We start from the raw sequence: 24,821 nt of genomic DNA on the forward strand, positions 1-24,821 counted from the left end.
AATGTCTGGAATTATACTATTTTGCGCTTTGGGCCTCTTATTAATCCTAGGTATGCCCATTGCAATGAGTTTAGGAATGAGCTCTCTGTTCGTGATGAGCTTTGTTGATGGAACGCCGCCACTAAGTTTGATGGCTCGCTCAATTGTGACTGGGGCTGATTCGTTCCCACTTATTGCTGTACCGCTGTTTGTTTTGGCTGGTGATTTGATGCAAAAAGGTGGTCTGTCTGCACGTATTATCGGTTTTGCATATTCTCTTGTTGGGCATATTCGAGCTTCTCTTTGTTACGTAAACGTGATTGCTTCCATGTTTTTCGCGGCTATTTCTGGTTCGGCGCCAGCAACGGTGGCAGCAATCGGCTCTAATATTATTCCTTCAATGACTCAGCAAGGTTATAAAAAGGATTTCTCATCAGCATTAACGGCATCTGCTGGCATGATTGGGGTTATGATTCCGCCAAGTATTCCATTTATTATTTATGGTGTATCTGCAGAAGTCTCTATTGGTAAGTTATTCCTAGCTGGTATTATTCCAGGCGTTTTATTCGGACTTACCTTTATGGCAATGAGCCGAGTAGTTGTTCGCAATCAGCCTATTATGGATGTGGAACCTACGCCATTTTCATGGGCTGGAGTTGGTGCACAGTTTAAAGAATCAATTTGGGCTTTAATTGTTCCAGGTATTATTCTTGGTGGTATTTATGGTGGTGTATTTACACCAACTGAAGCAGGGGCGGTTGCGGTTGTTTATGCAGTGATTTGTGGTCTATTTATATATAAAGAAATCTCATTCTCCGACTTGCCAAAAATATTCGCTCGTTCGACTCTAACATCAGCAACAATTCTAGTTCTTGTGGTATTTGCAGCAGCATTTGGTCGCTTGGTTACGTTTGAACAAATACCATCTGTGGTTGCTAGTACTCTGGTAGGACTGTCTGATAATCCAGTAGTCTTATTGCTATTAATTAATGGTATGTTGTTGATAATTGGTATGTTTATGGAGACCATTTCGGCGATTATCATACTTACCCCGATTCTATTACCTGTAGTCAAACAGATAGGCGTTGATCCTATTGTATTTGGTGTAATATTAACGGTTAACTTGGCAATTGGTTTCTGTACCCCTCCGTTAGGAGTTAATATATTTGTTGCAAGCCAAGTTTCTAATGTAAGTATAGAGAAAATATCAAAAGCATTAATTCCATTCTTATTGTCGATGTTAGTATTATTATTGGCAGTTACATTTATACCAGAGCTGTCACTATTCCTTACAGAATTAATTGGATAGTACTAATACTTTAGAGTAGTAAATAGGAGCCTTAGTTCATACTAAGGCTTTTTTTATTTCTAGTATTAATAAAAAGCGTTATATATTCGTGACCATTCTCACAGCAATAATTAGATTAGTCGGTAATAATTAACATCTAGCATCTGATATGTCAGATGTTAGATGAAATGAAGAATATTTATATTGTTGCTGCACGCTATGTAGCGGCCTTTAACGATGAACCAGAGTCACCCTGCAAACGAGAAACGAGGGCACAATGAAAAAACTAATTATGGCTACCGCGGTATCTATGCTCGCACTATCAACTTCAGTAATGTCAGCAACGACAATCCGAATTGGACATGGTGCTAATGAAAACTATCACTTACATAGAGCTCTAGAAAAATTCAAAGAAGACGTTGAGACGAAATCAGAGGGTAAGTTCGAAGTCCAGATTTTTGCCAACTCTCAAATGGGCCCTGACCGTGAGATGATTGAAGGTGTTCAATCTGGCATGCTTCAAATGGCGGTATCTCCTTCTTCTTTTTATTCATCTTGGGACCCATCCTTTGACGTAGTAGAACTTCCATTCATCTACCCAAGTAAGCAAGCGGCACTGGATACGGTACATAGCCCAGCTGGCGATAAGTTGCTAACAAAACTTAACAACATGAACCTTCAAGGTATCGGTTGGTTGGAGAATGGTGTTCGTCACGTTACAAACAACAGCCGTCCAGTAGAAACGCCTGAAGATCTAAAAGGCTTGAAAATCAGAACAATGAAGGTTCCTGCGCATGTTAAAACCTTCAACTCGCTCAATGCTTCGGCAACACCAATGAACTTTGGTGAAGTTTACTCTGGACTTCAGCAGGGAGTGATTGATGGTCAAGAGAACCCAATCGCGCATATCTACGCTCAACGTTTCTATGAAGTGCAGGATTACGTAAGTCTAACCAGTCACGTAGTTACCTTCTACATCCCAGTCATGAACCTAGAGTTCTGGCATGGCCTGTCTGCAGAAGACCAAGCTTTGATCAAAGACTCTATGCGCAGTGCAGAAATCTATCAACAGGAGCTAGTGTCTGCGGAAGAAGGTCAACAGATTGAAGAGTTTAAGAAGCAGGGCACACAAGTGAACGCATTGAGTGAAGAACAACTTCAACTATTTATTGATGCGACTGAACCAGTACGTCAAGAGTACAAAGAAAAACTAGGTGCTGAAGTCTATGACGCATGGATGGCAACTATTCAAGAAGTGACATCTAAAAGCTAAGTAGTAACAAATTCTACATCCACGGTTTGGGAGGGCAGTGCCCTCTCTTTTCGTTTTCATTCTTGGTGAGAAGTAAGTCATGTTTGATAGAGAAATAAAGTTTACGTTAGATGGTGGCTTTGAGTGCGAGCTACCTAAAATGGTGAAGGTGAGTCAGCACTTTAGCCGAAACAAGTTGGAAGATATTCCTCAGCGTATAAACCAAGAATTAGCACGTTACCCTAACCCAGAACGTTTGCAGGGACAATGCTTGGCCATTACGGTTGGTAGTCGTGGGATCTCTGGGCTAATACCAGTGCTCCAACAAACGATACAGTTTTTAAAGCGCCATGGTGCTATCCCTTTTATTGTTCCTTCTATGGGTAGTCATGGTTCGGCGAATGCTGAAGGGCAAACCAAGATACTGGCAACTTACGGCATTACAGAAAGCTCGATGAAGGTACCTATCGTTTCCTCCATGGAGGTTATTGAAGTTGCTCAAATGTCCGATGGAGTCTCGCTTTACTTAGATAGGGTGGCGATGGAAGCAGACGGCATTATTCTGTGTAACAAAATTAAACCTCATGCTGATTTCAAAGGTCAGGTCGAAAGCGGTTTGTTGAAAATGCTGTGTATTGGGTTAGGGAATCACGTTGGTGCTTCATCACTTCATCGTTATGGGTTCCATAACTTTCATCGAGTAATTCCGGAAGCAGGAGGACGTTTGCTTGAACAAATCAATGTGCCTTTCGCTATTGGCTTAGTAGAGAATGCTTATGATGAGTTAATGGATATTGAGGTAGTAGAACAAGCCGATATCTTATCACTCGAACCGAAGTACTTGGAAAAAGCCAAACAGAATATCGCGACGATTAAGATACCGGATATCGATGTGCTGATTATTCAAGAAATCGGCAAGAACATCAGTGGTGAAGGGATGGATCCGAACGTGACGGGACGTCCGGGCTCAGGTGTCAGTGGCTTTACTGGGCCTAATATTTCAAGCACTGTAGTGCTTTCTCTTACAGAAGCAACTCACGGTAATGGCGTTGGGATTGGCATGGCTGACATAACTACTCGTCAATTGGTGCAAAACCTAGACTTCTCCGCGATGTACACTAACGCAGCGACGGCGGGTACGTTAGCGACTGCAAAGATCCCCATGGTTATGGGGAATGACCGAGAAGCGATTGTATTTGCGCTGAAAACAGGACCGATTCATGATATTCAGAATGCGAAAATCGTGTGGATAAAAAACACGCTTGAACTCGACAATATTTATGTATCAGAAGGGCTTAAAGATGTCGTCGAGTCGCTAGAGGGCGTAGTGTGTATTTCGGAGTCGATAGCGTTTGCGTTTGATGAATCAGGCGGTCTATTGCCTTGGACTGAATAGCAATCGTTACAAAGGGCTCATCTGAGCCCTTTTTCTTTTGTGATCAATTATGCTGGAAACTGTTTAGTAGCTTGATCGCTGCGCAGGCCGCACCAAATCCATTATCAATATTCATCGTCATGACGCCTGCAGCACAACTCCCCAAGCAAGAGTGTAGGGCGAGCTCACCGCCATTTGACACACCGTAGCCAACAGAAGTGGGCACTGCAATAATAGGTCTAGGTGTTAGACCGGCCAAAACCGTTGGCAGTGCCGCTTCCATACCCGCGACTGCGATTATGATCTTGGCCTTGTTAATGTCTTCCAGTGCATTTGTTAAGCGCCACAACGCAGAAACTCCAATATCTTCATACAGTGAAGCACTCACGCCATGATAGTTTAACGTCCGTAAGATTTCATGACAGATGCTAGTATCCGAAGACCCTCCTGACACGATAGCAATAGGGCTTTCTTGTTGTGTAAGGTCTGTTATTGTTCCCAAAATAGCGGTTTCAGAAACAGAGCAATAAGATAGCTTTGGATGAAAGGTGGGACTTAAAGATTGCCACTTTTCTAGTGATAAGCGAGTGAACAACATTCGCGCATCTCGTTCTAGAGCCATTTGAATAATCTGTTCTATTTGAAGCGGGCTCTTGCTAGAACATAAGATAGCTTCTTCAACACCACAGCGTTGCTTGCGTTCAAAATCGATTATTATGCCTGACATTCTTTCTCTCCAATAAACGCACTGCCTCTCTGGTAGGGCATAAACTGAATGGGAACGGAAGCCTCAAATTTTCTGGCTATGACCGTTATTTGCTGTGTTAGTACTTTAATGTCAGATTCACTTAGGGCTGTTATGGTTTGAGTATCAAGCTCTATGCTCAAACGCTGCTTTTGAACACGACAACGAAGCGTATTACTTTCTACTTTGGTTCGTAAGTATTGTTCGACCGAATTGACCAAATTTAAGTTACTTTCATTGATGTAAATACCGGTTTCTATCCTGCTGGCTAAGCAAGGAGAAGCTGGCAACTTAGACAGCTTAGGTAGTCCTAACTGTTTAGCAATATCACGGATATCTTGCTTATTGATTGAAGCGTCGACAAAAGGATGCACCACTTGGTGTTCCTTTGCAGCGATTAAGCCAGGTCGGTAATCATCTAAATCGTCTAAGTTTGTGCCTGATACCACTTGTCCAAATGATAAGCTTCCGAGTGTCGTGTAGAGGCATGATTTACAGTAGTAGCAGCGATTGACAGGGTTGGATTGGTAGTTTGGAGTATCTATCTCGCCGCTTTCCACAAACATCATATTCCATCCGTACCTGGTAGCAAAGTCCTCAATCCGCTGGGTATCTTGTGGCGGGACTGCGGGAGAGATGGAGTGAACCATTTTTGCGTTGGCACCCAACACCCGGTGAGCAACAAAGGCGAGTGTCATGCTGTCTACACCGCCACTTACCGCAACAGTGACCTTACCAAGTTGTTGGAGTTGATTTTCTAATCTCTCAATCTTGTTGTTTATTGAATTCATGGGTCGCTAGCTTCTCTGTAAGTGATTTGATTTCAATCTGACGGCTCAGGTTCATGCGGGGCTGTACTAAGTGGCTCGATTCTATTTTGCTGGTCAAGGTACCATCAGGTCGCTCTGCCGTTTTTACGTCATATTGACTGCCATCGATTGTGACTTGATGATGGTGGCGAGGTAATATCATTCGTTGGCAGGTCCAATAACGTACGCCAAGAGTTGAGGTATGATTGAATATAAACTCAATCATAGGGTTTTGAACCGTTAACTGAGTGAGCACCGTTATGGTATTAATATGGCGATTTTTCTTACCATGCGCCACAGTCTCTGTCACTTCAAGTACGCCGTGTTGAGCGCGAATTTTCTCCCTAGCGATCGCGAGTAACTCTCCAGTCATATCATCAATATCAAATTGAATGACACAGATTTCTTCATGGTTGTTGTGACAGCCTTCCTTTGTTGCCAGCAAGGTGGTTCTCAGAAGGTTTGCTCTTCCATCTAGTTTGCGTTTGCCAAAACCGTAACCTATGTCAAAGACTTGCCCCTTAGCTACGTTATGTGAAGGGTTGAGCCACGCAAGGATAGCAGCGCCAGTTGGTGTCACGCGCTCTCCTTTGATACCGTCATCTATCATCTGAAAGCCCTTTAGCAACGATAAGGTCGCCGGAGCAGGAACAGGGATATCGCCGTGAGCACATGTCACAGTGCCTCCGCCCCATGGAATATCTGAGCACGACCATGATGTGGCTTTTGAGTGTTCTATCAGCCAGCTAGCAGATAGGATATCGATAATACAATCCCACGCTCCTACCTCATGAAAGTGGACATCCTCGGCACTTTTACCGTGGATTTTCGCCTCTGCTTCCGCAAGAAGTCCAAATATACCAAGCGCGTTTTTTTTAGTCGGTTCATCTACCGGCAACTCAGAAATTAGCTGTCGTATATGTTTCCAACTTCTATGCTCGTGATGGTGATGGTGATGGTGATGGTCGTCCGTTTCGCCATGCTGACTTTCAACATAGAAGCGTTTACCGGTTAAGCCCTTATCTATAGCACTCTCGGTCCAATAATTAACTTGCGCAGTCTCTTTCACCACCTCAAGAGCCGCTAGAAGTGGTAACTCCAAGTCTGGTAATGCATCAAGCATGGATGCAGTAAACATGTCACCTGCAATTCCACCGACAAGATCCAAATGAATATGCATTTTCGTACTCCGAGTCGTCATTATCTGTCACTTTTATAAAATGTTAGTGATTTTTCTTAAATGTGATATGTCAGATACTTTAAGTTCAAAAATGATAGTTATCTAGTTTGTTATGCTATGTTTAATGATGTTTTTCTCTAAATGTGATCGATGCCATTAAAAGAAAATGTTTATACAAAATAATAATTGATATCTGATATGTTAGTTGTCGTAGTTTGGTTGTAATAAGACGTTGCCGTCATTTGAATTCTCTAATAAACAAAAGGCTAGGTTTATGAAAAACGCGTGGATGCTATTGGCTTTACTCTTTCCTTCTTTGGCAAGTGCTCATTCTGGTCACTCTGAAGTAGGATTTCTATCGGGTATGCTGCACCCACTTTCCGGTGTTGACCATGTTGCAGCTATGATGGGTATTGGTTTAGTTTGCAGCTTGTACTTTGGCCGTGACAAATCAATGAAATGGGTCTCACTTAGCGTGCTTGCGTTAAGTTTGGTTTTCGGTGCCGGAATAGCAGTGACGGGTTTTTATATCCCGATGTTTGAGAGTTTGATCGCCTTATCGGTGGTCTTAGTAGGAGTGGTGTTGACGTTTGGTGTTTCGGGTCGACAGTTGAGTCGATGGTTAGTCTATATGTTAGCCTCTTTTGCCTGTTTTCATGGCTATGTTCACTTATTTGAAATGCCAACAAATGCAGCCGTTATGTTATACGCACTCGGTTTTGTTACTGCTAGTGCCGTGCTGTACCTTGTTGGTTTCATTTTAGGTGCTCAATTCGAAAGCCCGCAATCGAAGAAAAAAGCGTTTCTATACTCCGGTAGTATGTACCTAGCGATGACGGCAATGTTTCTAGTTTAAATCTCGAGGTCTTTAATCAAATGCGATTTAACGCACTGAAACAACGAGTGATATAGCTAAATTAAATAAATATAATATGTGTTATTAACATGCATGAGTAAGCCGGTCTCGCCACTTATTAGTTGCTGTCAACAATAAGATATTGGGGTAGACTAACGTCAGTAGAATTAATCATGAGGTAACGAGATTGAAAGTCATCACTCGCCCTAAAAGTTTAACAGAAAATGTTGCTGAGAATTTACGCTATTCAATTGTGAGTGGTGAATTGAAGCTAGGTCAACCACTCTCAGAAGCGTCACTGTCAGAGACCTTTGGAGTCAGTAAAACGCCCGTACGAGAAGCACTGTTTATTCTTAAGCAAGAAGGGCTGATCGATATCATTCCTCAGAAAGGTAGCTTTGTTTTTCAACCAGATGAAAAGTCTATTGTTGAACTATGTAATTTTCGAAGCTATTTAGAGCCAATCGCAATTGAAGAATCAATGCGAAATGACTCTCAAGCATTTTTGGAAAGCCTAGAAATTAGCATCGTTAAAATGGAACACAAATTTAAGAACAAAGACTTCAAAGCGTTCTTATTGTTAGACGGTGAGTTCCATGAATCCTTTTTCAAACACTGCAACAACTCGTTACTGCAAAAGAGCTACCAGTTAGTTCAGTTCCACATTGGGGCCATTCGTAGTCACCTAACCAGTACGGAAGACGCTTATGCTGAGATCCTCGATGATCATCGTCGTATTTACCAAATGCTTAGCGATGGTGAGATTGAAGAAGCTAAGTCTATGTTGAGAAAGCACGTGCTAGATATTAAGTCACTGATTGACGCCTGTGTGCTAGGCAAGTAAGTCTCTCGAATTTCTAAAAGAGGTCATTTATGTTTAGCGGCATAAGTGACCTTTTTTTTATTAACAGCATGTCTAAAATTACGGTGTAAGTTGGTTCAACCTACTCACTTCAAATGCCACATTCTCAGCGCCACTATTTTGCAATACGACAGAAATGACGCCGCTGGGTCTATCTCGCCATATTGGTTTACCGTCGACGTATCTGACCCATTGTCGATTGAATTGTTGCAATGGGACATAAATGGCTATGCTATCACCGATTTGATAGGTGTAAGAAGAGGCGGAGACGGTTTGTTGGAACCCTATTTGGTCGATGAGCCCGATATGCAGCGCCTCAAGTTGAGGAGAAGTGAGTCGCTTTAGAACAAGCTCAATAGCTGTTGGACTGTCCGTACTTAACTGCTCTAGTGTAATGATCTGTTCTGGCGCTTGCTGCCAGGTTTGCCATCTGTCGAGTGAGACTGGCTCATTGAAAGCTTGCTGGCGGAGGGTAGGGGGAGCATTCCAGTTCGTTACCAGTGAGTTGTCAATCATACCATTGATGACTAACGTTACAGATACCTCGCCATTTTCAGCCCAAGTTGGCAGCATTTGCCCATTCCAACGAATAGTAAAAGCATCACCAACGCCTTTCTCAAGCCAGGTGTTTGTGCCCTGTTGAATAACGACTTCCCAGCGCGTCCAATACGCTAACTGAGCTGTGATTTCTAGCTGGTGGTTTGCCACTAGTTTTGCATGAAACTGCTTAACCTCTGGCGTTTGTTCGTTACGGTGCGTACTGATGAGTTGTTGATAGTCAGCCAAGGCGGGCTTGGGTTGGTAGTTGGCATTGAGAAGACCAAAGCTTTGCTCTGCTTCGGCAAACCAACCTTGCTGTTGGGGCTCATCGGTGAGAGAAAACCAATTAAGGGCGAACAGCCCAAGGTTACGAAGCATCGGCAGATAAAACGCCAACTTCTCAATCTCCACGGCTTGTTGCTGCTCCCATGAAGGTTGAGATGCGATGGATAAATACGCCAGCATCCATGGTTTGTTGAAGCGCCTTTTTAACCTATCGCCTAGCCGCAAAGCTCGAACCCAAGCGGACCAATCTGGTGCGGCGTGAGCGCGTTCAGTATAACTAGAGAGCATCAGCATACTTGCTACAAAATCACTGGCTTCAATGGCTTGCTCGGCGCTGGCGTAACTTGGCGTGCCACCGGGTTTATCCCAGTCACCCAGCCCTAATCCTACTTTAACTTGCGGTGCCCCTTGTCGTATTAGTTGGATTACCTCCAGCATTAATGGATCCCATTCGTCCCAAGTTTCAATGCCCTGTTTGTTAAACTCTGGTTCAAGAATCAGATAGGCTTGAGGAAGGTCTCGCAATAACGGAATCAGCTTGCTTTTTATCTGCTCAAGGTAGCGCTGACGATTAGCAGCAACGTAGTCAGGGCTGATTTTGTCACCAAAAAACCAGTAATTAATCATAGGAATATAGCCATGCAAATGAGCGCCGCGAAGTAAGTCTGTGCGTAGCCAATTCCAATCGCTGTCTTGAGTGATCCACAAACTGACGCTGTTTACCTGTAAATCATTATTGGTAAGGGTGTGCCAGATTGGCGTGAAGTTGTTACCACTGCCTACAGGGTTATCTAACAGCAACCTTGCGCCGACTCCCCATAAAAAGGGCGTTGTTGATACCGTCGTTTGTTGTGCTAGAGGCAACATAAAGGTCATGGCGTTGATGCGCTGTTGCCAACTTCGCGCTAGCAGGCTGTTGCGGTTGCCCCAACTCGAATTCAATTTACTCTGTATCTCATTGATAGATCGTTGGGCTTGCGGTAAACGGTTGGCGCGAATGGCTGCGAAAGCCGCCCCAAACAATGCCTGAATGTACCAATCTGCGCCGGCATTCTGAGTATCTGCTGCAATGGAAAGGTAAAGCTGCAGTGCAGTTTGAGGTTGTTGGGCCAACTCTAACAAACTGTATGCGGTGAGAAGCTGTCCGCGAATCGCCAACGGCGCTTGCGGATGTGTGGCATATAGCCTGGCGCTAGTGTTTTGAAGTTGCTGAATATGATTTAGGTCGCGTAACTTAATTAGAGTGAAGAAGTCGCCAAGTAACGGATCATTTTGATAGGTTCGCAATAGTGCAAATGCCGCCCTTGCTTCTAATTGGTGGACGCTAAAAGGGTTACTGGCTAAATATTCGCGATACAAGGACATCGCTGTTGCCCAGTTGTTTTCTGCTTCTGCAATACGAGCTGCCAAAAATAGTGCTTCTCCTGAATATGGCTGTGGTAACTGGCTCAGTTTTGACTTGGCTTGTGTGACTTGTCCAACTTGGACCAGTTGAATTCCTTGACCGACGATTGCTTGGGAAGCGTTCACGGCTTGGCTACTTCCAATGGTGAGTAATAAGGGAAGCAACAACGCAAGCATCAATGGTTGCCATAACGCTAAGTTAGCGTTCTGAGCTAAAGTCATTAGGCGGCTCGGATTCATTAGATGGGCTGACGTCAATGGTCTCAAAGTAGTCTAGATTACTGCGAACCATTTCAATGTGAGCTGCTTGTTCTGGAGTCATCGCGCAGCTATCAATTCCATCAAGGCTTTGCTTCATGCTTAATACAATCACTTGTAAACGGGCGGCACTGTCACTGACATTTTCTGCAATGTCGCTGAGTTCATCACCGCTCCGAGTCTTCACTTTTGTCTTTAACTTACCTAAGGAGATGTCGACCAGAGCTTGTCGAATCCGCTCTACTGGACCATAAAGTCTGTAGCTGAGCCAGCATCCCGCCCATGTTGCCAGTGCCAATTGAAGTAACAGTAATAGAATCAGCCAATTACTCATGGCTTGGTACATTGAAGGCATGGAGTTAGCTACCGCGGCAAACTCTTCGGGAAGCAACTGAAACGAGAGCTGTTGAGCGAGCATATCGAGCGTTTGAGAGTAAAAGAAATAGAACTGTGCTGCGTTAATCGCGGCACTGAGTACGGCGATGAACAGCACTCGCCAAATCAGTCGCCGAGATAATCCCACCTTAAAGCTGTGCGTGATGGATGTTAGGCGCAAGAATTGCTGCATGTTCACTCTCCCTCGGATTTTGTCATTAAGAGTCTAGGATGGGCTTAAGCGTATTTCTGCAAAATTCGTTGGCGGTTGCCCTAAAGAAAGCGTTAAACATCAATATGTTTTATAGTGACATAGCAATAGTGCGCAGGGAAAACAGACAAGCTGGGAACGAGATGACGCCAGAACAAACAGGGAAAGCTTACGATCAGATTACTCACCTGTGGTTGAGTGAAGAGTTTAATCTCGATAATGGCATCGAAGCTCATAAGCGAGCGATTGCGTTTATTTCGTCCAGAGGCAAGGCACTCGACATCGGCTGTGGGTGTACCGGACGATTTATCAATCTATTGCAACAAGAAGGGTTTCAACCCGAGGGGATGGATATCTCGAGAAAAATGATTCAGCTTGCGCGAGAGCGTCATCCAGACATTCCCTTTTATCACCAAGATATCTGTGAGGCTCAACTATCAAGTAGTTATGATTTCATTACCGCTTGGGACAGCATTTGGCATATTCCACTAGAGCAGCAAATCCCTGTTCTGACCAAAATTATTGCCGGTCTAAATCCGGGTGGTGTGTTTGTTTTTTCTTTTGGAGGCACACAAGAAGCGGGGCAGCATACTGATGATTTCATGGGGCCAGAAGTGTATTACTCGTCTCTTGGGACTAATGGCTTTTTAGAGCTTTTCATTAAACTTGGCTGCACTATTCGTCACTTGGAGTTCGACCAGCATCCAGAACTTCACACCTACCTTATTGCTGAAAAGATGATCGGGTAATTCCCGCTGTCTCTAGCATGAACTAACGCCGTTCTTCGCTATTGTTGACCTGTCGATTAGTGGTGTACTACGTTTTTACAGAAAAAATAATTAGCATTCTAATGATTAGAGTTCGTTTGTTTTTCTAGTGGCTATCGAGAAAGATCTGACTTTTAGTGCAAAAAATGCGTTATTTGAATCATTTATGGACGTGTGTTAGCATTCCTGCCGAAATTATTCATTAGAGTTCTAATTAAATGGAGGGCGGTTTCTAGTTTTTTCCTTTTTAAGGAAAGCAATTTGGACACGTAGTAGTAGTATTTATGGACAATGCATTAAAGAAGTACAGTATTGAGACGACTGACTATCAAGTCGGTCAGGACAACATTCAAAAATGGGGCTTCGATATTCATAACCCCGTATTCGGAACAAGTGCGGCACTTGTTATTCTTAGCCTAGTTTCTCTTCTTCTCGTAGAACCTGCCACCGCATTGAATGCGCTAAATGGCCTCAAAAACGGCATCATTAATGATTTCGATGTCTTCTTCATGTGGGCAACCAATTTTTTCCTATTCTTTGCCGTCGCGTTATTGATTTCTCCTCTTGGGAAAATTCGTATCGGTGGTAAAAATGCAACCACTGACCATTCAACCATTTCATGGTTGGCGATGCTGTTTGCGGCTGGTATGGGTATCGGCTTACTGTTTTGGGGAGTGGCGGAGCCAACGGCTTATTTTACAGACTGGTGGGGAACGCCACTCAATGTAAAACCCAATACGGAAGCGGCTAAGTCGCTTGCTATGGGGGCAACGCTATTCCACTGGGGCATCCATGGTTGGGGTATTTACGCTATTGTGGCGTTATCACTCGCGTTTTTCACCTACAACAAGGGGTTGCCTCTATCTATTCGCTCAGCATTCTATCCAGTATTCGGTGACCGAGCTTGGGGTTGGCTAGGCCACGTGATTGATATCATGGCGGTTTTGGCGACTTTGTTTGGTCTAGCGACATCGCTGGGCTTAGGTGCTCAACAAGCGACAAGTGGCATCAACTATGTATTTGGTCTAGACGGTGGCATTGGTATGCAACTGGCGGTGATTGTATTTGTTACCTTAATCGCGGTTATGTCAGTGGTGCGCGGTATTGATGGTGGAGTAAAAGTTCTTAGTAACATCAATATGGTTGTGGCCTTTTTATTGCTGATTTTTGTCACGGCTGTAAGTCTGGATGTCGCTCTGCCGTCAATCTGGAATACAACGCTTGGTTACGTAGAAAATATCATTACGCTCAGTAGTCCTCATGGACGTGAAGACACTGTCTGGATGCATGGTTGGACGGTATTCTATTGGGCGTGGTGGATTTCTTGGTCTCCATTCGTTGGTATGTTCATTGCTCGAGTCTCGAAAGGACGTACGGTACGAGAGTTCTTGTTAGCGGTTATCTTTATTCCAACTGCAGTGACGTTAATATGGATGTCAGTATTTGGCGGGATCGCTATTGATCAAGTAGCGAATCATGTTGGTGAGTTGGGGGCGAATGGCTTAACCGACATTTCACTAACGCTATTTCATGTATACGATGCTTTACCATTTGGCTCTATTTTGTCCGTGATCTCCATTGTTCTTATTTTGATTTTCTTTATAACATCTTCGGATTCTGGCTCGCTGGTTATCGATAGTATCACTGCTGGCGGCAAGATTGATGCACCAATACCTCAGAGGATATTTTGGGCGTGTATTGAAGGGGCAATTGCAGCAGTAATGTTGTGGATTGGCGGTAAAGAGGCGCTTCAAGCGTTGCAGTCGGGCGTAGTGGCAACGGCTCTGCCGTTTACTTTTGTTCTGCTATTGATGTGTTTTAGCCTGATAAAAGGTTTGAGGACGGAACAAGCACTTTATTCGTAAAGTTGCTTAGTTGATGAAAAACAGGTGCTCTCAGGGCACCTGTTTTACTTGATTAAGAGCGAACGAACTTCATTCGTTCCAAAGCGACAGAGCCACCTACGTTTGGAAGCATAAATGGTATGGTGACCATAAAGTAATAGAACGCCAATTCCCATCCTCCACCCGGTAAAATCCACGTATAGCCAACGGCAAAGTGACCACCCACTATCTGGGCAACGATCAGATATCCTGCTGACATGAACGCTCCAAACCGAGAAAGTACCCCTAGTCCCAATGAAATAGCGGTAGCGAGTTCCACTAGGCCACCAAGCACAATCAGAATATTGGCGGTTGAATCCGTTAATGGGTGTCCAACCACCAAGTTACCAAATCCGTTGGCAAAAAAGCTAACTAAGCCAGCGTCGTGGGAAGAAACAAACAGTTTTTCTGTACAATGCGTTAACCAGTTCATACCGATGAATATACGCAGCATACTTAATGCTGTTTCTGTCGGGCCTTCTTTGATAAAGGTACGTCGCATGACCACAACACATTGTGCGAGCAGCGGCAGATAAGATATCGCCGCTATCCAACCGATCATTGACCAATCATGTTGATCAGCATTTCTAACAACAATGGTGGTAAAAAATAGTGGTAACAGAAAAGACAGTGCGACATTCTTCCTATTGAAATAGGCAGTCACGGGAATCATTATTGCGGCGGCAATGGTAGCGACTTCAGACCAGGTGCCATCGTAAAGGTCGGCGTTAATGATGGCACTTGCTGCGGCGAGTAATCCTGTGAAAACGATAATATTTGCGTAGTTTTTGCTTTCCATAATCGTACACCTTACGTAGCCTTCGTCATGACTGGCAAAGGCCACAAATGTTTAACTTCTGAATTATTGGTATTGTTCGTTGTTGAGTAATTTCACATGAGTAGCTTGACTCTGAGTGACCATCCAATCAGCGACACTCGGGTCCCAGCGCACTTCAGGTGCACTGAAAAAGCCTCGTAATATGGAAAATATAATGGCCTCGTCCACCAACTTCCTGCGACTTCCGGCGCCCAGCTGAAGCAGTTCATTCGCTTGAGTGATCAACACCTCTGCTTGCGAGGCAATTTGCGAGGTGTCTTCTAATAAGCTGTTGAAATTAAGCTCATACGTTTCTTTCTTAGTACGCCATGCTTTTTTTGCACTGGTGGTTGAGAACTCTTTGAGTGGCAAGGCGCTCCAACGTGGATATCCAATTTTTTGCAGTGGCAAGAAGGCATCCTTCTGCCATCTCAACACGTCTTGAGATGGCGTACTGTTTTCTGCCGAATCTGCTAAATCAAGCAGATAACCGATGATATCGAGACTTTCCGCCAGAGCTTTTCCACTACCGGTGACAAACACGGGCACTTGCTTACTGCCAATGATGTTTTTTGTGGTGGTGTCGTCGTCATAATCTAATGTGACAATATCCAGTGATAAGTTGAGCATGCCCGCCACATAGCGAACACGTGCACTGAACGGGCAATGGTCATAGATATAAAGCTTCATGTTGAATACCTGTAATAAGAGTAGGCTTGGTGTTGACTTAGTTGATTAACGCGCCGCCATCGACATCAATAATGGCACCGGTCATATAGGTGTTTTCGATAGCAAACAAATACGCTTTTGCGACATCTTGCGCTTCACCAACTTTACCGACAGGTAGACTGTTCTTGGCGTTTTCGTACATGGTATCGCGGGTTGCTTGATCCATCCCTTTGTATGCGGTGGTCTTTGTTAAGCCAGGGCTGACAGCATTGACGCGAATTGGTGCTAGTTCTCTGGCCAAGATCTTTGTCACGGCTTCTAGTGCGGCATTCATCGCTGTTTTCGCATAAGTGTTAGGAACGACTTTTCGAGATAACATGCCCGTCGTAAACGTAATGGTACCGTTTGGTTTGATAAAGCGAGCAGCCTGTTTTGCAGCGTTAATGGAACCCCAAAATTTGACGTCAAATGCCCCCTTAGCCTCATCAATAGCTACATCGGTTACTTTGCCTGCGGGCGCTGCTGATCCTGCAGTGACAATAAGGTGGTCGAAAGCACCGATGGATTCGAAGTAGCAGTGCATCTCTTTCTCGTTGCTGATGTCTAGACCAGTTGAGCGACTGGCAACATGGACAATATTCTCTTCGTGATTAACGAGCTGAGCGATAGCTTCTCCGATACCTGATGTGCCACCTAGAATGACGTAAGTTGTTTTTTCGCGGTTCATTATTGTTTCTCCCAATTCGATGACTTCATTTGATAACGCCCATTATATTTATTCGACTTAGTTTTATAATTGGGTAAAATACGAAATCATTATTCGGATTGGTTAAATAATGGAGTGCCAATGGATAAGTTTTCAGATATGGAGATGTTCGCGAGCATCGTTAAGCACCAAGGGTTAGCCGCTGCAGGTAGAGATCTTGGATTGTCGCCAGCCTCAATGACGGCTAGGCTTCAGGCTTTGGAGGAGCGTTACGGCGTTAAACTGCTTAATCGAAGCACTCGCCACGTATCGTTAACCGATTCAGGAGAGCTCTATTATAAAGCTTGTTTGGATATATTGGATAACGTTAATGAGGTGGAAAATATCATCCAAAGTGGCGTTAAAGAGGTAAAAGGCGCGCTGCGAGTATCTGCACCAAAAGATATTGGTAAGCAATATATTGTCCCTATTCTAAATGAGTTTTCAGAACGCTATCCTGACGTTATTCCTTATCTCTACCTCAATGATCACCTGTCTAACGTTAACGAATCCGGTATGGATATTGTTATTCGTTATGGGGAAATGGCGGATAGTAATCTCATTTCTCGCAGATTGGCGTCCAGTCGCCGTGTATTGTGTGCCTCACCAGAGTACCTAGCAAAGCGTGGCACCCCTATTACTCCTCAGGATTTGGTGGGGCATGATTGTTTAGTGATGCTGCGTCATAGCGAAGAGTTAAAGACGTGGCACTTTCGAGAAAATGATCAACGGAAATCCATTACGGTAACACCAAAACGTTTTTCAGATGATGGCGAAGTGATTCGTCGATGGGCGTTAGAGGGAGCGGGTATTGCTCTTAAGTCACTGTTGGATGTTCAGGCAGATATTAACCATCGTCGTCTGGTAACGGTACTTAACGGCTATATGAAAAACTTCAATGCGTCGACAACGGTATCGAGCGCGGATTTGAATGTGGTCTATTTGAGTAAAAAATACCAACCCAAACGCATTCGCTTGTTCTTAGACTTTTTGTTCGACCAGTTTCCTGATCTAGTCAAGCAATCCAGCGATAACTAAGGATTACTGGTGACAAAAGTGTAACGATAGGAACGACTGCTTCCTATCGTTTGCCTCTAGTTATTAATCCGTATGAGTCTCGCGCAGCATCCATTACCGTTAGGATTATTCGAAAGCGTAAATTGCCAACCATAGCTTTCTGCGATCCGATGAACAATCAGTAACCCCAGCCCATGCTCAATATCGTTATTATTGTTCAGTCCACAGCCGTTATCAGTGATGCAAATTTCCTGAGATGAGATTCGGACGGAAATCTCTCCTTTGGTTGTAAAACGTATGGCATTGTCTAGCAAATTTCCCACTATCATTCGTACGGCTATCAATGGCAGATTAACCGCTGTCCCTTCTTCGATCTGCACCGTTACCTTCGTGTCTTTTGAAGCACTTGAATGGTATTTTGCTAGCTCCAAATCTTGTTCATTGACTTTGGTCGATAAGCTATCGGGACTCGCATTTTCTTGTTTAACGATGTTTAGTAGCAGTTCCACGGTCTGTTGCATACCATTCGCCGCTTTGAGTATGCGTTCACGCTGCTTGGTTTGAAAAGCCTCATCTTGTTTCATTGCCTGTAAGTTGGCGGCACCCAATACCACGGCAATGGGCGTTTTCAACTCGTGGCTCGCATACTTGGCAAACATAAGCTCTTGTTTGGCGACACGCTCTTTCATTTGCGTGTAACTATTAAGATGCTCGGTGAGTGTTTGCAGCTCTAAAATTGAATGCTCTGTGATGGAGAATGCACCGTCTTGGTTACTAGCGAGTTGGTGGCTGAGGGAGGAGATTGGCGACATTAATGTGTCGAAGACCCTTTTAAGCGATAACCGCAAGACAAAAATCAGAAAGACCATCAGTAGCATTGAAATGATCATCAATGTGTCCCAAGAGTCATCTCCAAAGTCCATCGCTCTCGAATCAATGGAGAGATAAAGCGGGACAGTTTGCTCGTTGAACTGAAACTTGGTGTGATAGACCAAAAAGCCATCTTCGAGGAAGGTATTGTATTTCGTTACTTTTCCTAATGGGAAAGGCCCTTGTTGTGCGATTCTTTGCGGTAGCACATTAGCGTCAAAGTATGCGGTAACGCTTTTACTGAGCTGAGCCTGATTTACTTGGCGAAGTTGATAGTAGGATTGGGCTATTTCTTCAAATGACACTAAGTGATGTTCGATCTGGTCGTCTTCCTCTAAGGCCAAGTGAAGCGAAAAGGCAAAGAAAACCAAAAAAGAAGTGACCAAAGCGATAAGAGAGAAGGTTCGTAACAAGCGCGCTTTGACTTGTTTTATGGAGTAATAACTAGGTTGTGACTTTGACTTTTTCATCATTGAATTACCAGTTTGAAGCCAAATTTAGGTACCGTCATTAGGCATGGAACGTCGAACGGCTTATCTAAAACATTTCTCAGTAAATAGATATGACTTCGCAATACGTCTTTATCGGGCACATTTTCCCCCCAAAGGGTCTGAATTAATGACTCTCTTGATACCACTTCACCTTGAGCTTTTACTAGCGCGAGTAGGATTTGATAGGTCGCTGGGCTTAACTCTATATTTTCGCCTTGTCGTGTCACTTGATGGCTTTTTTCATCAATAACAATATCGCCAAATCTCAGTGTGCTTTTGGCAACTTGACCACGATAGCGCTTAATTAGTGCGGTAAGTCTGGCTTCGAGTTCAGGAAACTGGAACGGCTTAGTGAGGAAGTCGTCAACTCCAGAATCGAAACCGGTCAATAAGTCAGATTGTCCATTTAGTGCTGTCAGCATAAGAATAGGTGTCGTGCAGCCTTTAAGGCGCAGTTCTCGTGCCACCTGCATTCCATCTTTTTTTGGCATCATTACATCTAGAATAATGGCATCGAACGCATGAGATAACGCAAGCGATAGGCCTAACTCACCATTGCTTGCAAAGTCCGCTTCCGCTTGTTTGACTTCAAGAAAGTCCGCCAATATGCCTTGTAGCTCTTCATTGTCTTCTACGACTAAGATCTGGCTGCTAGATAGCACACTCATACACCTTTCCAATTCAATAGCGTGAATTGATGATAGCAAACTTGTGTCGATTTTTTGTCGAATCACGATTGTTAAGTTCTAAAGTGCGTATTTACAGAGTAAGTTGGCCAAGGCAGATATTACGAGTAGCGGGAAGTCATTAAGAGGAATCTAAGTTATTCGTTTGACGCGACACGCCATTTTGGGCGCATGGCTCCAATTCATGCCAATTTAGATAATTAATCTTTACGTGTAGTATCTTAGTGTTAAGCTAAATGACGTTTGTTTTTTTATGCCACTAGTTTCTTTAGCCGAAGTCTAAGAGACGTAATCTATTTAGGTACACTATGAGAAAAATGACATTAACCTTGCTAGCACTTACCGTATCCGTTAGTGGCAGTGTGTCTGCCCAAGAAGCGTTAACGGGATGCGCAGCCAAAGAGCAGCGACTCAAGACCAAGCTGGAATATGCTAAAAAGTATAACAACACTCATGAGATCCAAAGCCTCGAATTAGCCATAGAGAATGTTCAAAATTACTGCACTGATGAAAAGCTCTACGAGGAACGAATGCAGAAAGTGGAGAGCAGGAAGAAAAGGGTAGCGGAAAGAACTCAGGAACTGGAGCAAGCAAAAGCTAAGGGTGATCCGAAAAAAATCAAAAAAAAGGAGCGAAAGCTAGCGGATGCTGAAGAGGAGTTACAGGAGGCAATTTCAGAGTTATCTGAGTAATTATTCTCTATTCGAAAGCACTTAAATGGCTCTTGTAAGACAGGGTAGGCACTCTCACAACGGAAGTGCCTACCAAGACTGGATTGCTGCTTTTTGAATTTATTGAAGCATGCTGGTGTAAACCTGTTGCCCCAAGGTAGTTAAGGTGTATACCTTGCCGTTGTCCTTCGTTACAAGTCCACAGTTTACAAGTTGTCTTAGGTGGAAGTTGAACTTCGTATGGTCCTCGATGCCGACGATACGGCATAGATCCATGAACTTAATTTTGTGGTGTACTTTTAGTTGTCTCACTACGGTGCGGCGAATTGGGTTCGATAGTGCGCTGAATACTTGGTCACGAGACTCGGCATTTTGCACGTCCTTAGGAGAGCGTTCTGCATGAACACGTTTGAGTGTGACGGAGAGTGCAGAAAGGTTAAATGGTTTAGTTAGAAACTCATCTGCGCCTTTTTTCATGGCATCAACCGCAAGATCCACCGTAGCAAATGCGGTCGTGACGATCACACCGATATTGGGTTGGAATCGGCGTAGTGTTGTCAGCGCATCAATACCGGTGATTCCACTCATCACCACATCGAATAGGGCTAGGTCAAACGTCTTTTCTTTTGCGAGATCAAGAGCATCTTCGGCATTATCGACGGCGGTGACTTCAAAGCCTTCAAGTGATAATGCTTCCTCCAATACTTCTCTTAAGTCCGTATCATCTTCAGCTAAAAGTAGTTGCAGTTTCATTATTTAACTCCTGGTAGTTTGAACTCAACAAGTAGCCCCGGGCAAACATTCGAGAATGTAATAGAGCCGTTATGTTGTGTGGCAATTTGTTTTACGAGGGCAAGGCCCATACCGGTACCTTTGCCTTTTGGTTTGGTGGTAAAGAAAGGTTGTGTCGCTTTCTCTAAGGTTTTAGGGGACATTCCTGTACCCCAGTCACGTACTTTCAATGACACTTTGTCATGATCTTTTTGAACTCTGATGGCCAACTTGCGTTGATTGGCGCTGGCATCAAGAGCATTGGATACAAGGTTGATAACGACTTCCTCAAGCAAGGCTTTATCGCCTCTGACATAGAGTTTGGGGTCAATATCTAACGTGAGGTCATATTGAGCAAGACGGTAGCGAAGCATATCCAGAGCGGCATTGACGATGCTCTCAACATGGACACGCTCACGCTGGATACTGTGCTGATGTGAGTAACGCAGTACTTCCTGGCTTATGCAGGCCGCTCGCTCAAGTCCTCGACGTATACGGACGATTTGACGGTCTGCGATTTCTTGGTTCTCGCGATTTTGCTCTAACAAATCACAGCTCATCAAAGCGCTGCTGATAGGTGTTTTTATTTCATGGGCGATGGCTGAAGACAGTTCTCCAAGCTCTTTTAACTTCTGATTTTGTAGAGACAGCGAAAGTGCCTCTTCTATTTGTTGTTTTCTTTCGAGATCAAACATCTTCAACGCTTGCCACAGTGTTGCCAATAGCATGACAGCACCAACACAGCGGAAGACTAAGACCCACGCACCATACTGAGCAAAAACAAGGGCGCTGCCGAGGCCGTATATGAAAAAGGCAATGCCAGATAGCAAGAAGTACAGATGGTTGGGGACGTCTTGTTCTTCTAACTGTTTTGAATACAACGCAAGACCAATTCCTGCAACACAGCTAGCGATCAAGCTAAAAAGGAGTCGTGCGTTTCGAGTGGCGCTAATGGTAAAGGCGTAAAAATCTTGAGTAGAAAACTGATAGAGGGAAATCGCGAATAAGAGAGTCGCTAGGCTTAACCAGACACGGCGAACGGTTTTAGCAATAGTAGTATCCAGAAGTTCGGTCATCTTCCATGCAAACAGGTTTAAAGGAAGATAAGCAATAACAAACTTTAACAGAAGTAGCACTTCCATCGGTTTAGTAATGACGAACTCTTGTTGGTAAATAGCAAGATACAATTCGCTCCACTCATGGAAGCCAAGCACCAATCCAGAAATGCCTAAGTAAGGAAGAACCTTAGCAATTTTTATTTCACTGCTGGACATATCGCGCAGTAATATCGCGAAAAATAGCGTTATAAATGCTAGTCCATAAATGAGATAAATCTTAAATACAAAGAGAGTATCCATGAGTAATATTGTTTACAAGATAATCAGTATTAGTGTTATAGCACTTCTCTATGTGATCTCTATCACTGATATCTTACTTTCTATTTTTGAAAATGAACAAATGTAAGAATGTATGAAATGACATTAACCTATTGATACTAATGGGTATTTTGTGTAGTTGTTGAGTGATTTGTCGCTAGGTTGTTACTAATGTAGTTAACTTGAGTGACAAAGCGTTACATTAACGAAGAGTGGTGGTAGAAGGAAAATTCACAAGGATCAGAAATAAAAAAATCACTCCTTGAAAATCTATTCTGTTGGGTGGGGAAGAATAAACAATCAAGGAGTGAAATATAGTTAATCAAATATAATATAACTTGATAAATGTAATTATCAAAAAATAGTAAAGGTTAAATGTAAATAACTAAAGAGTTCACATCCTTGTGAATAAGTTAGTCTGTAAGTATTGGCTTACTATATAAACGTAGCCTGATTATTAATGGAATACAAATAAATAAATCCTCCAAAAATGAAATGATAAGTTTCGCTAATTATTATTTATATTATCACTTTGTTGGGTGTATCTTTCTTCTCGCAAGCTGTGTAGATAAATAACTACATTTTGTGTCGATGATAAATTTAGTTATCTATTAATTAATTTAGTCGGTAATTAAATTTATCAATATGTTTTAAATACAATTAAGGATTGCTGATGCAAGCTAGTATCCCCAGCGAAGATATAATGCTAGCTGGGAAGCGGATATTATACAGCCAGTTGATGCTTGGGTCGGTCTTTATACTCTACGAGCTCTTTTTTAAAGACAAACTAGATATAGAATCGGCGCTAACCGGAGTGATTATTGCAGTTGTACCTCCGTTCATAGGCATGATATTCGCATCGCTAAAAGCTAAATATAAGCCGCAACAAAATTTAAAAGATCTGATGCGTTTGAGTCGCAATATCAAGATGATCTACACCATAGTGATGTTCATTTTGACATTTCGATTTATGGAACTGAGTAACGTTACTGTATTAGCCGGGTATTGCATTACGGTATTAGGTTTCTTTATCAGTCCAATGCTTAAAGATCAGCAAACCATTGAACTACAGAGGAAAGCGTAATGGAAAACGTTCAATCAGCACATGACTATATTGAACACCATTTGACGTTCTGGACTTCGGGTGATGGTTTTTGGGGCATAAACCTAGACTCAATGTTGATGGTTTGGTTACTGGGTATCGTCTTTATCGTAGGCTTTCGCTATGCGGTTTCCAAGGCGACAAGTGGGGTTCCTAGCCGATTGCAATGTCTCGTTGAATTGGTATTTGAGTTTGTTGACGGGTTGGTAAAAGAAATTTTCCAAGCACAAGATAAACTAATAGGTCCATTGGCTCTGACTATCTTTGTCTGGGTATTCTTGATGAATGCTATCGATTTATTACCTATCGATTTTATTCCGGCCTTTACTCGAGCAATAGGACTTGGTCACTTTAGAGACCTACCATCAGCGGATGTTAATGTCACCATGTCAATGGCGTTAGGAGTATTTATTCTAGTCCTTGGTTATACCTTTAAGCATAAAGGCATAAAAGGATTTATTAAAGAACTGACGACTCAGCCATTTTCACATCCTTTGTTATATCCGGTGAACTTGGTTCTTGAATTAGTCACACTAATTTCAAAACCTATTTCATTAGGTCTTCGACTATTTGGAAATATGTATGCGGGTGAGATGATATTTATTCTTATCGCACTGATGCCATGGTGGATGCAATGGGCGTTAAGTGTTCCGTGGGCATTGTTCCATATATTAATTGTCGGATTACAAGCGTTTATATTTATGGTTCTCACTGTTGTCTATATGGGCATGGCAGTAGAAGAACATCACTAATTCAAACTTAATTTACTAAATATATTTCTCAGGAGTTGTTATGGATATTGTAAGTGCTGTTTTATATGTAGCAGGTGCACTTCTAATTGGTCTTGGTGCGGCAGGTGCGGCAGCAGGTATCGGTAACCTTGCCGGTAAATACCTAGAAGGTGTAGCACGTCAACCAGATTTAACCCCAATGCTTCGTACTCAGTTCTTCATCATGATGGGTCTAGTGGATGCGGTTCCTATGATTGGTGTTGGTATTGGTCTCTACATCATCTTCGCAGTGGCTTAATTGATTTTTAATAAGTAAACATTGGTGAGGATGTTATGAACCTAAATGCAACCATGCTGGGTCAAGCAATCTCCTTCGTTATCTTCGTTTGGCTTTGCATGAAATATGTGTGGCCACCATTGGTAACACTGCTTGACGAGCGTCGAGACGAAATCGCGACTGGTATTAAGAATACTGCAGCTGCGGCAAAAGAACTTGAACTAGCAAAAGCAAACGGTGAGAGCATCGTTGCGGAAGCGCGCGAAAAAGCACAATCCATTATTGAGTTAGGGCAGCAACGTCAAAACCAATTAGTGGAAGAAGCGGCAGAACTAGCGCAAAAAGAGAAAGCGAAAATCATCGCTGAAGGTAAAGCTGAGGTAGAGAGCGAAAAGAGCAAGGTTCGTCAGGAGCTAAAATCTGAAATGGCAGATTTAGTGATTGAAAGTGCCGGCAAACTGATTCGCAAAAACCTTGATTCTAAGAGTAACCGTGAGCTTGTTGAGCACATGATTAGCGAAATGTAGGG

The 24,821-nt window shown here is 43.3% G+C and carries 25 protein-coding genes; 13 read left to right on the plus strand and 12 right to left on the minus strand.

Annotation, left to right across the window (positions count from 1 at the left end):
* The first annotated feature begins 1 nt into the window (after position 1).
* The 3 genes from AWH66_RS08780 to AWH66_RS08790 all read left to right on the plus strand — a co-directional run bounded on the left by AWH66_RS08780 (position 2) and on the right by AWH66_RS08790 (position 3,915).
* Positions 2–1,288: a TRAP transporter large permease gene (locus AWH66_RS08780; RefSeq protein WP_063604725.1), complete on the plus strand. Its 1,287-nt coding sequence runs from the start codon at positions 2–4 to the stop codon at positions 1,286–1,288.
* A 256-nt stretch (positions 1,289–1,544) separates the two neighbouring features.
* Positions 1,545–2,540 (plus strand): TRAP transporter substrate-binding protein, encoded by a 996-nt coding sequence (locus AWH66_RS08785; protein ID WP_063604726.1) that lies wholly within the window; start codon positions 1,545–1,547, stop codon positions 2,538–2,540.
* Positions 2,541–2,619: 79 nt separating this feature from the next.
* Positions 2,620–3,915, plus strand: coding sequence for a nickel pincer cofactor-dependent isomerase, group 22 (locus tag AWH66_RS08790; RefSeq protein WP_063604727.1), 1,296 nt, complete (start codon positions 2,620–2,622; stop codon positions 3,913–3,915).
* A gap of 43 nt (positions 3,916–3,958) precedes the next feature.
* Here AWH66_RS08790 and larB read toward each other — a convergent pair whose 3' ends face one another.
* The 3 genes from larB to larC are packed head-to-tail and all read right to left on the minus strand — an operon-like array spanning position 3,959 to position 6,628.
* On the minus strand, positions 3,959–4,621 hold the full coding sequence (larB, locus tag AWH66_RS08795; protein ID WP_063604728.1) for a nickel pincer cofactor biosynthesis protein LarB: 663 nt from the start codon (positions 4,619–4,621) through the stop codon (positions 3,959–3,961).
* Positions 4,609–5,430, minus strand: a complete 822-nt coding sequence (gene larE, locus AWH66_RS08800; protein WP_063604729.1) for an ATP-dependent sacrificial sulfur transferase LarE — start codon at positions 5,428–5,430, stop codon at positions 4,609–4,611. Before larE ends, larB begins: the two co-directional genes overlap by 13 nt.
* Positions 5,405–6,628 carry a nickel pincer cofactor biosynthesis protein LarC gene (gene larC / locus AWH66_RS08805; RefSeq protein WP_063604730.1) on the minus strand — a complete coding sequence of 408 codons (1,224 nt, stop codon included), beginning with the start codon at positions 6,626–6,628 and terminating at the stop codon, positions 5,405–5,407. Before larC ends, larE begins: the two co-directional genes overlap by 26 nt.
* 274 nt (positions 6,629–6,902) lie before the next feature.
* Here larC and AWH66_RS08810 point away from each other — a divergent pair, with 274 nt between their 5' ends.
* Together AWH66_RS08810 and AWH66_RS08815 are read left to right on the plus strand one after the other, a co-directional pair.
* The gene (locus tag AWH66_RS08810) at positions 6,903–7,484 is read left to right on the plus strand and encodes a HupE/UreJ family protein (protein ID WP_063604731.1); all 582 of its coding nucleotides are present in this window, start codon (positions 6,903–6,905) and stop codon (positions 7,482–7,484) included.
* A gap of 187 nt (positions 7,485–7,671) precedes the next feature.
* Entirely contained in the window at positions 7,672–8,328 is a 657-nt protein-coding gene (locus AWH66_RS08815; protein WP_006070170.1) for a GntR family transcriptional regulator, read from the plus strand.
* Between the two features lie 78 nt (positions 8,329–8,406).
* Here AWH66_RS08815 and AWH66_RS08820 read toward each other — a convergent pair whose 3' ends face one another.
* Entirely contained in the window at positions 8,407–10,797 is a 2,391-nt protein-coding gene (locus AWH66_RS08820) for a hypothetical protein (RefSeq protein WP_063604732.1), read from the minus strand.
* Complete coding sequence (locus AWH66_RS08825; RefSeq protein WP_063604733.1) at positions 10,775–11,401, minus strand: HAMP domain-containing protein; 627 nt, start codon at positions 11,399–11,401, stop codon at positions 10,775–10,777. The genes AWH66_RS08820 and AWH66_RS08825 overlap by 23 nt, the downstream gene beginning before the upstream one ends.
* Before the next feature lie 161 nt (positions 11,402–11,562).
* Here AWH66_RS08825 and AWH66_RS08830 point away from each other — a divergent pair, with 161 nt between their 5' ends.
* A complete protein-coding gene (locus tag AWH66_RS08830; protein WP_063605146.1) occupies positions 11,563–12,168 on the plus strand; it encodes a class I SAM-dependent DNA methyltransferase in 606 nt (201 codons plus the stop codon).
* 302 nt (positions 12,169–12,470) lie between these two features.
* Positions 12,471–14,051, plus strand: coding sequence for a BCCT family transporter (locus tag AWH66_RS08835; RefSeq protein WP_063604734.1), 1,581 nt, complete (start codon positions 12,471–12,473; stop codon positions 14,049–14,051).
* A gap of 52 nt (positions 14,052–14,103) precedes the next feature.
* Here AWH66_RS08835 and AWH66_RS08840 read toward each other — a convergent pair whose 3' ends face one another.
* The 3 genes from AWH66_RS08840 to AWH66_RS08850 form a co-directional block, all read right to left on the minus strand.
* Complete coding sequence (locus tag AWH66_RS08840; RefSeq protein ID WP_063604735.1) at positions 14,104–14,868, minus strand: DoxX family protein; 765 nt, start codon at positions 14,866–14,868, stop codon at positions 14,104–14,106.
* 63 nt (positions 14,869–14,931) lie between these two features.
* Positions 14,932–15,576 (minus strand): glutaredoxin 2, encoded by a 645-nt coding sequence (grxB, locus tag AWH66_RS08845; RefSeq protein ID WP_063604736.1) that lies wholly within the window; start codon positions 15,574–15,576, stop codon positions 14,932–14,934.
* Between the two features lie 37 nt (positions 15,577–15,613).
* Complete coding sequence (locus tag AWH66_RS08850) at positions 15,614–16,282, minus strand: SDR family oxidoreductase (protein WP_063604737.1); 669 nt, start codon at positions 16,280–16,282, stop codon at positions 15,614–15,616.
* A 120-nt stretch (positions 16,283–16,402) separates the two neighbouring features.
* Between AWH66_RS08850 and AWH66_RS08855 the strand changes: the two genes are divergently transcribed.
* Complete coding sequence (locus AWH66_RS08855; RefSeq protein ID WP_063604738.1) at positions 16,403–17,338, plus strand: LysR family transcriptional regulator; 936 nt, start codon at positions 16,403–16,405, stop codon at positions 17,336–17,338.
* Positions 17,339–17,394: 56 nt separating this feature from the next.
* Here AWH66_RS08855 and AWH66_RS08860 read toward each other — a convergent pair whose 3' ends face one another.
* Both AWH66_RS08860 and AWH66_RS08865 read right to left on the minus strand, forming a co-directional pair.
* Positions 17,395–18,660: a sensor histidine kinase gene (locus AWH66_RS08860; protein ID WP_338062021.1), complete on the minus strand. Its 1,266-nt coding sequence runs from the start codon at positions 18,658–18,660 to the stop codon at positions 17,395–17,397.
* Positions 18,657–19,346 (minus strand): response regulator transcription factor, encoded by a 690-nt coding sequence (locus AWH66_RS08865; RefSeq protein ID WP_063604739.1) that lies wholly within the window; start codon positions 19,344–19,346, stop codon positions 18,657–18,659. The genes AWH66_RS08860 and AWH66_RS08865 overlap by 4 nt, the downstream gene beginning before the upstream one ends.
* A 326-nt stretch (positions 19,347–19,672) precedes the next feature.
* Between AWH66_RS08865 and AWH66_RS08870 the strand changes: the two genes are divergently transcribed.
* Positions 19,673–20,056 (plus strand): DUF1090 domain-containing protein, encoded by a 384-nt coding sequence (locus tag AWH66_RS08870; RefSeq protein WP_063604740.1) that lies wholly within the window; start codon positions 19,673–19,675, stop codon positions 20,054–20,056.
* A gap of 99 nt (positions 20,057–20,155) precedes the next feature.
* Here the strand turns inward: AWH66_RS08870 and AWH66_RS08875 are convergent, their stop codons facing one another.
* Together AWH66_RS08875 and AWH66_RS08880 are read right to left on the minus strand one after the other, a co-directional pair.
* Entirely contained in the window at positions 20,156–20,788 is a 633-nt protein-coding gene (locus AWH66_RS08875; RefSeq protein WP_038230815.1) for a response regulator, read from the minus strand.
* Entirely contained in the window at positions 20,788–22,164 is a 1,377-nt protein-coding gene (locus AWH66_RS08880) for a sensor histidine kinase (protein ID WP_063604741.1), read from the minus strand. The genes AWH66_RS08875 and AWH66_RS08880 overlap by 1 nt, the downstream gene beginning before the upstream one ends.
* Positions 22,165–22,855: 691 nt before the next feature.
* Between AWH66_RS08880 and AWH66_RS08885 the strand changes: the two genes are divergently transcribed.
* From AWH66_RS08885 to AWH66_RS08900, 4 genes are read left to right on the plus strand one after another with little or no spacing between them, the layout of a single operon-like run.
* A complete protein-coding gene (locus tag AWH66_RS08885; RefSeq protein WP_063604742.1) occupies positions 22,856–23,266 on the plus strand; it encodes an ATP synthase subunit I in 411 nt (136 codons plus the stop codon).
* Complete coding sequence (atpB, locus tag AWH66_RS08890; protein ID WP_006070151.1) at positions 23,266–24,036, plus strand: F0F1 ATP synthase subunit A; 771 nt, start codon at positions 23,266–23,268, stop codon at positions 24,034–24,036. Before AWH66_RS08885 ends, atpB begins: the two co-directional genes overlap by 1 nt.
* Before the next feature lie 40 nt (positions 24,037–24,076).
* Complete coding sequence (gene atpE / locus AWH66_RS08895) at positions 24,077–24,313, plus strand: F0F1 ATP synthase subunit C (RefSeq protein WP_004727739.1); 237 nt, start codon at positions 24,077–24,079, stop codon at positions 24,311–24,313.
* Positions 24,314–24,348: 35 nt separating this feature from the next.
* The gene (locus AWH66_RS08900) at positions 24,349–24,819 is read left to right on the plus strand and encodes a F0F1 ATP synthase subunit B (RefSeq protein ID WP_063604743.1); all 471 of its coding nucleotides are present in this window, start codon (positions 24,349–24,351) and stop codon (positions 24,817–24,819) included.
* The last annotated feature ends 2 nt before the right edge of the window (positions 24,820–24,821 follow it).

It is taken from the genome of Vibrio barjaei (assembly GCF_001639065.2).
Classification (GTDB): Bacteria; Pseudomonadota; Gammaproteobacteria; order Enterobacterales; family Vibrionaceae; genus Vibrio; species Vibrio barjaei.